This is a genomic window from Bathymodiolus japonicus methanotrophic gill symbiont, assembly GCF_019721995.1.
Lineage (GTDB): Bacteria > Pseudomonadota > Gammaproteobacteria > Methylococcales > Methylomonadaceae > Methyloprofundus.
The window spans coordinates 130614-143434 of sequence record NZ_BLYC01000004.1 but is presented as its reverse complement, the minus strand read 5'-3'; the positions used below and the strand labels follow the sequence as shown (position 1 = coordinate 143434).

15 protein-coding genes and 1 tRNA gene are annotated in these 12821 nt (G+C 42.3%); 4 read left to right on the top strand and 12 right to left on the bottom strand.

Annotation, left to right across the window (positions count from 1 at the left end):
• The first annotated feature begins 221 nt into the window (after positions 1-221).
• Complete coding sequence (locus K6984_RS07715) at positions 222-401, top strand: hypothetical protein (protein WP_221894993.1); 180 nt, start codon at positions 222-224, stop codon at positions 399-401.
• Between the two features lie 103 nt (positions 402-504).
• Here the strand turns inward: K6984_RS07715 and K6984_RS07710 are convergent, their stop codons facing one another.
• Positions 505-642 carry a hypothetical protein gene (locus K6984_RS07710; RefSeq protein WP_221894992.1) on the bottom strand — a complete coding sequence of 46 codons (138 nt, stop codon included), beginning with the start codon at positions 640-642 and terminating at the stop codon, positions 505-507.
• Positions 643-1119: 477 nt separating this feature from the next.
• On the bottom strand, positions 1120-1530 hold the full coding sequence (locus K6984_RS07705; RefSeq protein ID WP_221894991.1) for a thermonuclease family protein: 411 nt from the start codon (positions 1528-1530) through the stop codon (positions 1120-1122).
• Positions 1531-1805: 275 nt separating this feature from the next.
• Here K6984_RS07705 and K6984_RS07700 point away from each other — a divergent pair, with 275 nt between their 5' ends.
• A complete protein-coding gene (locus tag K6984_RS07700) occupies positions 1806-1988 on the top strand; it encodes a hypothetical protein (protein ID WP_221894990.1) in 183 nt (60 codons plus the stop codon).
• Positions 1989-2145: 157 nt separating this feature from the next.
• On the opposite strand, the gene K6984_RS07695 is transcribed toward K6984_RS07700, so the two are convergent.
• The 9 genes from K6984_RS07695 to thrS all read right to left on the bottom strand — a co-directional run bounded on the left by K6984_RS07695 (position 2146) and on the right by thrS (position 9894).
• Positions 2146-2222, bottom strand: a tRNA-Pro gene (locus K6984_RS07695).
• A 96-nt stretch (positions 2223-2318) separates the two neighbouring features.
• Positions 2319-2672, bottom strand: coding sequence for a MerR family transcriptional regulator (locus K6984_RS07690; RefSeq protein WP_221894989.1), 354 nt, complete (start codon positions 2670-2672; stop codon positions 2319-2321).
• Positions 2656-2952 carry an integration host factor subunit alpha gene (ihfA, locus tag K6984_RS07685; protein ID WP_221894988.1) on the bottom strand — a complete coding sequence of 99 codons (297 nt, stop codon included), beginning with the start codon at positions 2950-2952 and terminating at the stop codon, positions 2656-2658. Before ihfA ends, K6984_RS07690 begins: the two co-directional genes overlap by 17 nt.
• Before the next feature lie 5 nt (positions 2953-2957).
• A complete protein-coding gene (gene pheT / locus K6984_RS07680; RefSeq protein ID WP_221894987.1) occupies positions 2958-5330 on the bottom strand; it encodes a phenylalanine--tRNA ligase subunit beta in 2373 nt (790 codons plus the stop codon).
• A 14-nt stretch (positions 5331-5344) separates the two neighbouring features.
• Positions 5345-6364: a phenylalanine--tRNA ligase subunit alpha gene (pheS, locus tag K6984_RS07675; RefSeq protein ID WP_221894986.1), complete on the bottom strand. Its 1020-nt coding sequence runs from the start codon at positions 6362-6364 to the stop codon at positions 5345-5347.
• Between the two features lie 219 nt (positions 6365-6583).
• On the bottom strand, positions 6584-6946 hold the full coding sequence (rplT, locus tag K6984_RS07670) for a 50S ribosomal protein L20 (protein WP_221894985.1): 363 nt from the start codon (positions 6944-6946) through the stop codon (positions 6584-6586).
• A gap of 14 nt (positions 6947-6960) precedes the next feature.
• Complete coding sequence (gene rpmI, locus K6984_RS07665) at positions 6961-7158, bottom strand: 50S ribosomal protein L35 (protein ID WP_221894984.1); 198 nt, start codon at positions 7156-7158, stop codon at positions 6961-6963.
• A 280-nt stretch (positions 7159-7438) separates the two neighbouring features.
• On the bottom strand, positions 7439-7963 hold the full coding sequence (infC, locus tag K6984_RS07660; protein WP_221895143.1) for a translation initiation factor IF-3: 525 nt from the start codon (positions 7961-7963) through the stop codon (positions 7439-7441).
• A gap of 23 nt (positions 7964-7986) precedes the next feature.
• Positions 7987-9894 (bottom strand): threonine--tRNA ligase, encoded by a 1908-nt coding sequence (gene thrS / locus K6984_RS07655; protein WP_221895142.1) that lies wholly within the window; start codon positions 9892-9894, stop codon positions 7987-7989.
• A gap of 273 nt (positions 9895-10167) precedes the next feature.
• Between thrS and K6984_RS07650 the strand changes: the two genes are divergently transcribed.
• Together K6984_RS07650 and K6984_RS07645 are read left to right on the top strand one after the other, a co-directional pair.
• Positions 10168-10908, top strand: a complete 741-nt coding sequence (locus tag K6984_RS07650) for an IS630 family transposase (protein ID WP_221894983.1) — start codon at positions 10168-10170, stop codon at positions 10906-10908.
• A 58-nt stretch (positions 10909-10966) separates the two neighbouring features.
• A complete protein-coding gene (locus K6984_RS07645; RefSeq protein WP_221894982.1) occupies positions 10967-12373 on the top strand; it encodes a transposase in 1407 nt (468 codons plus the stop codon).
• On the opposite strand, the gene K6984_RS07640 is transcribed toward K6984_RS07645, so the two are convergent.
• Positions 12350-12778, bottom strand: coding sequence for a hypothetical protein (locus K6984_RS07640; RefSeq protein WP_221894981.1), 429 nt, complete (start codon positions 12776-12778; stop codon positions 12350-12352). The two genes, K6984_RS07645 and K6984_RS07640, sit on opposite strands and share 24 nt — an antisense overlap.
• Positions 12779-12821 lie beyond the last annotated feature (43 nt).

The window sequence follows — 12821 nt, the reverse complement described above, 5'->3', positions numbered from 1 at the left end:
TTTTGTCAAAAAAATCATCATTATTTGAGTGTAATTTACATGCGACAAAAATACTCTAAAAAATCCAACGTTTTATACAAAAACACAAAATCTCAGGCGCGCCATGCTACCTCACGAAATTCCGGGACTCCTGTCGCCGTAATTCGTTCACCTACGCAGCGAATAGGAGATGCTCCAGCCGCCCTGCGTCCGCCACAGACTGAGCACAAAGCAGCTCAGTCATGGCTACCACAAATGGCTCTACGGCTATTCGGGATAAAATTTTAGCCTCCCTCGCGCGCTATCGCGCACTTCGGATTGGCAAATTTCCCTGCGCCTTCTGGAGACTATCAGCCGGTCCGGGGCTGACAGCGGTAGTGCCAACTGGCTACTTTTTAAAATTTCAACCAATTGATTTATAACAACTACATCATCAATAGTGACGAAGATGGGTTAACGTATTGTTCTGCTGGGTGAAGGTGAGAGTTTGATGGCAATGGGATGGAAAAACTTGAACATCGAGTATCAGGGACTAAAAATCACCACTTCGCTAAGCTCCGTTTCCATGATTTTCAGCGGATGACGCTCTGCTAACAGGGCACGTTCCATACTTTCATTGCAGTGTTGGTGAATATGTTCAGAGAGTGGTAGATCTTTAAGCATGGGTGATATCCGTTTATGAGGTGATTAAAACGGAAATTTTTAGAAAAATTTTTTCGGCAAATGCAAGCTTTATTTGAAATTATTTGTTGTTTTTTACGGTGCCTACAGAGTGTCTATTTGCTGTTATAAGTGATTAAAATCAAAAAGATGGAAATATTCGAGTGGTGCTACCTTCAGGTAGGTTATAGGCTGCTTTGTTTAGGTACTTCTTCTTTCAATGGGAACACTGATGATATGGGGCAAGGTCGGGCTATGAACAGTAGCCTACAGAAGCTCCTTTGGAATACTGGTTCAGGTGCAATGATTATGCCATTTTTACGAGCGCGATGGGCATACAAAAAGGCCTTAGATTTCTCTACAGCCCCTGTTATATTTGGCTCACTAGGCGAGATCGAACCACCTTCGAGCTAGTGTTTAATCGTTTGCCACACTATCAAAACTGTGTTGCAACAGTCAAATTAGCAGGATCAATACAATTCAACACCATCCGGCACGCTTTCCGCCGTCATAAGCCCTGGCTAGTCCATTAGAAAGCAGGCTATCTCCTAAGCTTTCACCATCAATAATTACATTGGCCAGAATTCTAAAGTATTTACCACGCTGGATATTAGTTAATTCAATCACTCTGCCTGCGCGTAATAATGCAACGGCATGCTGTTTGGCCTGGCGGGCAATAAACTTCTCTTGCTCACATTTACCGCGCATTTCAGGCGTATCAACTCCTAAAATACGAATAGGCACGCTCTTACCGATAATATCAGCCCAGTCATTAATATCAGCACGAAACGAATCGCCATCATAAATAGTCCTGACTTCACTAACGGTAGCATTACCATATTCAGTTGCACTGACAGTAAAGGTGATAAAAAACAAGAGCAGGATTTTCATAATGCAGGGATTATCGATAGATTAGAAAGTGGTTTTTAAGCACCCTATCCAATTGGTTTTTTCAGCTAATACTATTTTAAGGTATAAACAACTTGCAATTTTTATATGCTGAAGTTTCCCAATAATTATTTATGGTAAAATTGAAACTATGCTACAACTATATGAAAAAAATAGTCTTTTCATTCGTTTCAAATGCTATTGCCTAACAGGCGCGCCATTCTGCCTCACGAAATTCCGGGACTCCTGTCGCCATAATTCGTTCACCTACGCAGCGGATGGGAGATACCCTGAACGCCCTGCGTCCGCAACGACTACGCACAAAAGCCGCTTCGTTATTACTACCTCACTGGCTGGACGGCTATTCGGAATGCAATTCTTGCTCCTCTCGCGTGCTGCTAGCACACGTCGAATCAGCGAATTGCCCTGTCGCCTATCAGGGACTAAAAATCACCACTTAGCTAAGCTCCGTTTCCATGATTTTCAGCGGGGGAATTAAGTAGGGGTTTGCTATAAACATGGCAAAACCACCTAAAATAAACCTCGATACACCAGCATTGTGTATTTCAGCTACTCAATAATTGGGAAACTTCAGTTTATATGAATCTTTGATTCAATTGGTCGGGACGGCGGGATTCGAACCCACGACCCCCACACCCCCAGTATGGTGCGCTACCAAACTGCGCTACGCCCCGACATATTGAACTTTTAACTATTTTAGAATGACTAACGAGTGCTAGCCATATAGATAAGCCGGTGTAGTATATAGCAACTACTCGGCTTAGCAATGTTTATTTCAGGATTTCCAGAATATCTTCTAGCTCACCAATCATTTGGTGAATCACCTGCTTGGTGCGACCCGAATCATCTTTTGCATTATCGCTCTGCAGATGAGCTCTGGCGCCACCTATTGTATAACCTTGCTCATATAGCAGTGCTCTGATCTGGCGAATTAACATGACATCATTACGTTGATAGTAACGCCTGTTACCGCGTCGTTTTACAGGTTCTAGCTGCTCAAATTCCTGTTCCCAGTATCTTAAGACATGAGGCTTGACCCCACATAAGTCACTGACTTCTCCAATTGCAAAATAGCGTTTTGCAGGGATGGCGGGTAATTCGTTATTATTACTTGGCTCCAACATAGGCTTCTACTCGCGTTTTTAACTTCTGTCCGGTTCTAAAGGTGACGACCCTGCGTGCTGATATAGGGATCTCTTCACCTGTCTTGGGGTTTCTTCCTGGGCGACTATTTTTATCTCTTAATTCAAACTTTCCAAAGCCTGAGATTTTTACCTGCTCTCCATGCTCTAATGAATTCTTAATTTCTTCAAAAAAAAGCTCAACCATTTCTTTCGCTTCGCGCTTATTTAGACCAATTTCATCAAATAATTTTTCAGCGAAATCTGCTTTAGTTACTGCCATTTATTCTAATCTCTCAATTTTGCACTTAATTTGTTAGATAAAGCGTCTAACACCCTGTTAACTATAGCATCAATTTCAGAATCTGTAAGAGTTTGTGTTGCATCTTGCATAATTAATGCTAGCGCAATACTTTTATACCCTTGCTCTACGCCCTGTCCACGGTATATATCAAATACCTTGACCTCCTGAATTAATTTTTCCTGGCAGTCATCGATGCAGCTTTTAACTTGCTGAAAAGACACTTGCTCTTCTAATAATAGTGCTAAATCACGACGCACTGATGGGAATTTAGATAAGCTATTAAAAGCAGGTACATTTTTTTCTAATAATACTGCCTGAGATAGCTCGAATAAAAAAACATTATTATCAAAGCCTAGCTGTTTTTCCAGTGTCGGGTGCAACATGCCTACCGAGCCTAAAGACTGTCCGTCTTTAGTCTTAATTTCTGCACTTTGCCCGGGATGCAAAGCACTATGTTTAGCTGCGATAAATTGCACTTCTTTTCCGGTTAATGCGCAGATTGCTTCTACATCTGCTTTAACATCGTAGAAATCAACTTTACGCGCTTTTTCTCCCCATTGTTCAGGGATTGCTGTGCCCTGCGCAATACCAGCCAGCATTTTTTCTTGTTGTGCTACATCGGTACCTAAAAACCGCTGACCTGCTTCAAATAAACGCACTCGAGTATGTTGCCGCTTGGTATTATAAGCCGCAGCTTGTAACAGACCGCACCATAGTGTGGTGCGCATTACAGCCAGTTCCGATGAAATCGGATTCTGTAATTTTATATAGGTATCATCCGGTACCAGCATTTTTTGCAGTTCTTCATCCACAAAGCTGTAGGTAATGGCTTCCTGATAATCACGGCCTACCAGTAAGTCTTTTATCTGGTCTATTTCCAGAACGGCTTCAGGAGCCTGACTTAAAGCTGAGCGCATTAACAAGCTGCTTTGCGGTAAATTATTATAACCAAACACTCGACCTAACTCTTCGATTAAGTCAGCTTCTATGCCGATATCAAAGCGAAAGCCAGGTGGCGTTACCTGCCAGCCTTCGGCATCTTTTACAACAGCCATTCCCAGGCGCTGCAATATACCTTCAACTTCCGCTGCAGCCAGAGCTACACCTAAAATACGTTTGATTCTTTGCTCTCGCAAGGTCACCGCTGGACGCTGCGGCAGATACTCTTCAGCTACGGCTGCTGTTATTACGCCTGCACTTCCACCAGCTATTTCGATGACTAACCGGGTAGCACGTTCGATTGCCCTGATTTGCAACTCGGCATCGACACCACGCTCAAAGCGATGCGAAGAATCCGTATGCAGGCCGTAATAACGTGCTTTACCCATCATAAAGCTGGGGTTAAAAAATGCACACCCCAGGAATATATCTTTAGTGCTATCGGAAACAGCCGATTCGCTACCACCCATAACGCCCGCCAAAGCCAGTGCTTTATCAGCATCGGCAATCACCAGCGTTGCAGTATTCGCTTTAATTTCCTGATCATTTAATAAATTCAAGGTTTCATCAGCATGCGCCATGCGCACTTCAATACCACCAGATAATTTCGCTGCATCAAAAGCATGCAAAGGCTGCCCCATTTCCAGCAGCACATAATTAGTGACATCCACTACAGGTCCTAGACTTCTCAAGCCAGAACGGCGCAAGCGCTCCTGCATCCATACGGGGGGTTCAGCCGTAGGGTTAACACCTTTAATCAAGCGGCCTAAATAACGTGGACATGCTTCCGGCGCACTGACTTTAACACTGAGTGTCTCTTGATGCTCAACCGCAACAGCTTCCACTGCAGGCACGATAAACTGCATATCATTCAATAGCGCCACTTCCCTGGCCACACCTTCAACACTTAAGCAGTCTGCTCTATTCGGTGTTAGATCAACCTCAATTATCTGATCATTCAGCGCTAAGTAGTCACGGATATCAGTACCTACTGGCGCATCTTCAGCTAATTCCATCAAACCATCAGCATCTGCTGCAAGACCTAGTTCTTTTTCTGAACAAAGCATGCCAAAGGACAACTCGCCGCGTAATTTTGATTTTTTAACTTTAAAATCACCCGGCAAGACTGCACCAATTAATGCCGCTGGTATTTTTAAACCTTCACCCACATTGCTTGCGCCACAGACGATTTGCAGAGGTTCACTTTCACCCACTTCTACTTTGCAAATTCGTAATTTATCCGCATCTGGATGCGCAACAACTGATACGACCTGTCCAACGACAACACCACTAAAATCAGCTGCCGCAGGATTAACCGAGTCTACCTCCAGACCTGCCATGGTAATTTGCTCAACCAGTGCTTGTGTGTCTAGTGCAGGATTTACTAATTCTCTTAACCAAGCTTCACTAAATTGCATTATCGCCCTCTCCCTTAATTAAATTGCTCAAGAAATTTAAGATCATTTTCAAAAAACAGTCTTAAATCATTGATGCCATAACGCAACATAGCGAGTCGCTCGACTCCCATACCAAATGCAAAGCCAGTAAATTCCTCAGTATCGATATTCACTGACTTAAACACTTCAGGGTGAATCATGCCGCAACCCATGACTTCCAGCCAGCCGGTATGACTACAGACGCGACAGCCGTTACCATCACACATTACACATTCGATATCCACTTCAGCAGAAGGCTCGGTAAATGGAAAATAAGAAGGCCTGAAACGAACCTGTATGTCTTTTTCAAAGAAGGCTCTTAAAAATTCATAGACCACACCTTTTAAATCAGCAAAGCTGACATTTTCATCGACTAGAAAGCCCTCTACCTGATGAAACATAGGCGTATGCGTGACATCTGAATCACAGCGATAAACCCGACCCGGTGCAATCACTTTCAGAGGCGGCTGATACTTTTCCATAGCACGTACTTGTACCGGTGAAGTATGTGTTCTTAATAAGGTATGTGCATCAAAATAAAAGGTATCGTGCATTGCCCGCGCAGGGTGATGCGAGGGAATATTCAGCGCCGCAAAATTGTGATAATCATCTTCAATTTCCGGCCCTTCTTCTACTTTAAAGCCGACACTGGCAAATATCTTTGCAATACGTCTTAAAGTCAGTGTGACTGGGTGCAATCCAGCAACAGACTGACCTCTACCTGGAAGAGTCACATCAATGGTTTCACTTGCCAGACGGGCATCAAGCTCCGCTTGCTGTAAAGCGCTTTTGCGCTGTTCAAGTGTTTGTTGAAAATTGGCTTTAACCGTATTGATCGACTGCCCCGCAGTACGTCTCTGGTCTGGATCTAATTTTCCGAGCTGCTTCATTTGCAAGGTGAATGCACCTTTTTTACCCAGATATTGCACACGGATTTGATCTAATGCCTGTAAATCATTAGCTGCTGCAAGCTCTTGTAAAGCTTGTGCTAGAATTTCTTCGAGGGTCGCTGACACGGCTCTTTCATTTATATTTAGGTGATAGTAAGAAGGTGAAAATATGCACGAAATAATTAGAACTTATCGCCTCAAAATCTTTATTGTGTAAAGACTTATAAGCAGGCACGAAAGAATCCATACCTATATCCCCTTTATTTCATGCACATTCCTTAGCAAAAAAAAGGGCTTTTCAGCCCTTTTTCTAACCTTCCCTAAAGGAATAACAAAAGTTATTCTTTATAGTGGGCTCTGGTTTGCTTTTGCAATTTTTGCAATTTCAGCAAAAGCATCCATATCGCGTACTGCGATATCAGCTAGTACTTTACGGTCGATTGCAACATTTGCTTTGGTTAAACCATTAATCAAACGACTGTAAGATATATCACACAATCTTGCTGCCGCATTGATACGTACAATCCATAAGGCACGAAAAGTACGTTTTTTTGCTTTACGGTCACGGTAGGCATATTGACCTGCCTTAATTACCGCTTGTTTGGCAACGCGATATACACGACTACGAGCGCCGTAATATCCTTTTGCCTGCTTTAAAATTTTCTTATGTCGTGCTCTGGCAGTTACGCCGCGTTTTACTCTGGCCATTCTCTTCTCCTAGATTAGCTGTACGGTAACATACGCGCAGTCATGCGCACATCTGATTGATGAAGAGTAGCCGCTTTGCGCAACTGTCTTTTTCTTTTAGTCGATTTTTTAGTCAATATGTGACGACGATGTGACGCCCCACATTTAAAACCGCCGCTTGCGTTACGCTTAAAGCGTTTTGCAGCACCACTATGGCTTTTCATTTTTGGCATTTATTTTCTCCGATATAATATAAAAATAACACGTCCCTGATATAAAAACCCAGCAAGGCAAAATGCACTGGCCCGACTGAATTGATAACACTACCATTCCTACAGTAGCAAAATTTTGTTTTATTGAATATCTTGTAGGCTGGGTTAGCTTATCAAACGTAGCGCGATAACGTAACTCAGCATTTTAAAATAGACTTTGCATCTCCACGCGAAGCATATTGTCGAGTTACATTTTTTCGCTAGGCTCAAAAACCTAACCCAACCTACGTTGATAGATAGTCTATTTTTTCTTTTTAGGCCCTAACACCATCACCATCTGGCGGCCTTCCATTTTAGGAAATTGCTCTACAGTCGCTAATTCTTCAAGGTCTTTTTCCACCCGCTTTAGCAAGTTCATGCCTATTTCCCTATGCGCCATTTCTCTACCTCGAAAACGCACGGTAATCTTGGTCTTATTTCCTTCGCCTAAAAATTTGATCAAATTACGCAGTTTGACATTGTAATCACCAATGTCTGTACCTGGCCTGAACTTAATTTCCTTAACCTGAATCTGCTTTTGCTTTTTCTTGGCCATGGTAATCTTTTTATTCTGGTCGAATAAAAATTTTCCGTAGTCCATAATTTTACAAACTGGAGGATCTGCGTTAGGTGAAACTTCAACTAAATCCATATTAGCATCAGAAGCTAAACGCTTTGCATCCGCCAGTGACATAATGCCACCTTCCCCTTCAGGTAAACCTGACAATCTAACACGTCTTGCAGTAATTGCATCATTTAAACGTGTTGCATCTTTTTTAGAAGCGATACCCTATTCCTCCAGTTACTAAATTACTTTTTCAGTTCTATCTCTTGCTGCAGTCGCTGGATAAAATCAGCCACTGAAACACTACCCAAGTCATCGCCTTTCTGCGATCTTACCGTCACAGTTTGCTCGTCCAACTCTTTATCACCAATAATGACAAGATAAGTGACTCGTTGCATAGAATGCTCGCGAATTTTAAAGCCTATCTTCTCATTTCTCAAGTCAATTTTTGCTCTAAAGCCTTGTTTTTCCAATTCAGCATAAACTTTTTGCGCATATTTATCGTGGCGGCTGGCAATATTTAATACTACAACTTGATCTGGAGATAGCCACAAAGGCATGGTACCCGCATGTTGCTCTATCAAAATACCGATAAAGCGCTCCAGTGAACCTAATATAGCCCGGTGCAACATCACGGGTACTTGTTTAGAACCATCTTCGGCAATAAAACTAGCATCCAGGCGCCCCGGCATAGAGAAATCAACCTGAATCGTGCCGCACTGCCAAACACGTTCCAGGCAGTCTTTCAATGAAAATTCGATCTTTGGCCCATAGAATGCTCCTTCACCCGGCTGCAACTCCCAGTCCAGGCCTTTATTATTCAGAGCTAATTCTAAAGAATTTTCAGCTTTATCCCAGACTTCATCTGCACCCACGCGCTTGTCAGGGCGCGTAGATAATTTAATCAACACATCTTCAAAGCCAAAATCTTTATAGACTTCAAATAATAAGCCTATAAAAGTCGACACTTCTTCCTGTATCTGATTTTCAGCACAGAATATATGTGCGTCATCTTGTACAAAGTTGCGCACACGCATTAAGCCATGCAAAGTACCAGAAGGCTCATTACGATGACATGAACCAAATTCTGCCATTCGTAGTGGTAAATCTTTATAGCTCTTTAAGCCCTGGTTATAAATCTGCACATGGCATGGGCAGTTCATCGGCTTAATCGCATAATCTCGATGTTCAGAATGCGTAGTAAAAATCATGTCACCGAACTTATCCCAGTGCCCTGATTTTTCCCATAAGCTACGATCTACAAGTTGCGGTGTCCTTACTTCTCCATAGCCATGAGTGCGCAATTTCTCGCGAATATAATGCTCTACCTGCTGGTAAATAGTCCAGCCTTTTTCATGCCAGAATACCATGCCTGGCGCTTCTTCCTGGGTATGGAATAGGTTTAAAGTTTTAGCCAGCTTGCGGTGATCCCGCTTTTCCGCTTCTTCAAGTCGGTATAAATAATCTTTTAGTTCCTTCTTGTCACTCCATGCTGTCCCATAGATACGCTGCAACATTTCATTATCTGAATTACCACGCCAATAGGCACCGGCAATTTTCATTAGTTTAAAGGCTTTTAACTTACTGGTGTTAGGCACATGCGGCCCGCGACAAAGATCAGTGAAATCACCCTGCGTATACAACGACAAATCTTCATTACTAGGAATAGACTCGATAATTTCAGCCTTATAATTTTCGCCTAAATCACGAAAAAACTTAACTGCTTCATCTCGCGAAACTACAGACCTGGTAATTTCCAGGTTACTAGCTACTAGACGCTGCATTTCCTTTTCTATTTTCTTGATGTCTTCAGGTGTAAAAGGACGCGCATAAGAAAAGTCATAATAAAAGCCATTTTCTATAACCGGGCCAATCGTTACCTGCGCTTCCGGAAATATTCTTTTTACTGCCTGAGCAAGTAAATGCGCTGTGGAATGACGAATAACCTGAACACCTTCATCATCTTTAGCGGTAATAATTTGTAGTCCGGCATCATTATCAATAACAGTGCTCGCATCAACTAAAACGCCATTAACGCGCCCTGCCAAAGTCGCTTTTGCTAAACCGGAACCGATAGACTGCGCGACGTCCATTACAGTCACAGCGTTATCAAATTCACGTTTAGAGCCATCAGGCAAGGTAATTACAGGCATACAATCTTTTCTCGGAGATATAAAATAAAAAGCACTGCCTATGCAATGCTTATCTCTTTCCGCCACCTACAGCCGAAAGAATATTAATCTATTAATTATACTCGTTATTTAATGTGTTTGTATACATATAGACTTTCAGAAAATTAATTTCCGAACAAACAAAAACGACAGAGGGGAAACTGGCTTATAATTTTCGTCCCAACACTAACGGAAACAGTCAAAAATGGTATCCCTCACTTTTTCAAAGTCAATTGTAGACCGACTAAAAAAAATATGGCGACAGCTCTCAAGCTAAGTAATATTCGTTTATATCGATTAACTCAAGCTCTACTCTGGTTCAGTGAATGCATGGGAATCAAAGAAATAGCACGCCTAATGGGAGTCTGTGAAAAAACCATTATAAATTGGCTGAAAACATTCATGCATAAAGGTGTCGGTTGGTTAATAGGGCAACACTATCAAGGACGTGGTCGGAAGTCAAAGTTAACTAAAGACCAGAAAAATAGATTGGTTGAGTTGATAAAGAAAGGCCCAGAAGACAATGGATTTCATTGTGGAATATGGAATACTGCGATGATTGCCGAGCTTATTTGGTTAAAATTTGAAGTTCGTTATAACTTGAACTATTTATCAAGCCTAATGAAAAAACTGGGCTTCAGTTATCAAAAAGCTCGTTTTGTGACTGATCGCCAAGAAGAAGAAAAGTACGAGCTTGAAAGAAAAACGTGGCTGGAAGAAAAGAGTGTCGTTTTATTCGGTGATGAGGTGTCATTTGCTATGTGGGGTTCATTGGCACGAACCTGGGCTCCAATAGGAGAGCAACCCACAGTGAAAACATCAGGGATTCGAAAAGGGTTGAAAATGTTTGGTACGATCGAACTCGAAGGAGGGAGTTTTCAATACCGAGAATCATTGGCTTATGAGATAAAACCAAAGTCACTTAGACTTTTAAAAGAAGCTGGGCTGCCTCAAGAATTTTTAGCTATTCTTAAAACTCGATGTTCAAGTTTTTGATATTGAGAAGGTAAAATCAGGTATTCTGAGGTTGTTGTAATTTTATCGGTGTAAGCCCATGTTAATGAATGCCCCAGCCACCTTTATCCAAAGCTATATTGACGATTTAAATGATGCGCTCAATCAGCTAAAACCCGGAGCCGCTTTGACACGGATTCAAGCCGCTTGGTTGGGCACTTGTTTAACGTGCATACTGCTAATGAACTCTGTTTGCTGGGCTAAGTTTGAGCGAGCAAGCCTTGGAGATTGCAAAGTAGCCGCATTATCCTGGGTGTTTCGTAAAGCAAGTATACCCTGGGACTGGTTGCTACGGGTGAGTGTGGTCTTAATTTTAAAACGTTATGGCATTACTGAAGGTGTGTTGGCCTTTGATGAATCAGACCGAGCACGATCTAAGTCTACAAAACGTATTTATAAGGTTTACAAGCAGAAACACAAAGGCTCCGGCGGGTATGTTAATGGACAAACGATAGTATTATTGCTGCTAGTTACCTCATCCATTACAGTGCCTGTCGGTTTTTTCTTTTATATGCCGGATCCAGCCTTAAAGCAGTGGGATAAAGAAGATAAACGGTTGAAAAAGAGCGGTATAGCAAAAAAAGATCGGCCTATTAAGCCTGAACGTGACAGTGCCTACCCGACCAAAACAGAGATTGCATTAGGCTTATTAAAAGAGTTTAAAGTTGCGCATAGCCTGATTAAAATTAAAGGCGTACTGGCTGATGCGCTGTATGGTGAAAAAGCCTTTATGGACGAAGCCGCTAAAGAATCTGGAGGCTCGCAGGTGATTAGCCAATTACGTAAAAACCAAAATATTGAATATAGAGGTAGAATAAGGTCAGTCGAGAGCTACTTTAATTCGATTAACAAAGGCATTGATCAGATAATACGTGTACGTGGCGGAAAAGAGATTAAAGTGACTGTCAGCAGTGCACGATTAAAGGTGAGTTCACACAGTAAAAAACGCTTTGTCATTGCCTTAAAATATGACGGTGAAAACGACTATCGCTATTTAGTGGCGACAGACCTGACTTGGCGCACACAAGATATTATTCAAGCCTATACGTTGAGATGGCTGATTGAGGTTTTCTTTGAGGACTGGAAGCTTTATGAAGGATGGGGGCGTGAGGCCAAACAATTAGATGAAGAGGGATCAAGCCGTGGCCTGATTCTGAGTCTTTTGTTTGACCATTGCCTCCTCCTTCACCCAGAGCAAATAGCCCGCATTGAAAGCAAACTACCTGCGTATACCGTAGGAAGCTTACAGCGCAAGTCTCAAATGGATGTACTGCTTGAGTTCATCACGTCATTGCTAGAGTTTCCAGATCCTGGTGATAAGCTGAAAGAGTTAGGTGAATTAATAAAGGATGTGTTTCAACTGCTGCCATCAGGAAAACATATGATTGGCAGAGATTTAGGGCGCTTAGGGCCAACAGCATCATTAAAGTATTGTTCTACTGGGTGAAGGTAAGAGTTTGATGGCAATGGGATGGAAAAACTTGAACATCGAGTTATAAATACGTTTTGTAGACTTAGATCGTGCTCGGTCTGATTCATCAAAGGCCAACACACCTTCAGTAATGCCATAACGTTTTAAAATTAAGACCACACTCACCCGTAGCAACCAGTCCCAGGGTATACTTGCTTTACGAAACACCCAGGATAATGCGGCTACTTTGCAATCTCCAAGGCTTGCTCGCTCAAACTTAGCCCAGCAAACAGAGTTCATTAGCAGTATGCCCGTTAAACAAGTGCCCAACCAAACGGCTTGAATCCGTGTCAAAGCGGCTCCGGGTTTTAGCTGATTGAGCGCATCATTTAAATCGTCAATATAGCTCTGGATAAAGGTGGCTGGGGCATTCATTAACATGGGCTTACACCGATAAAATTACAACAACCTCAGAATACCTGGT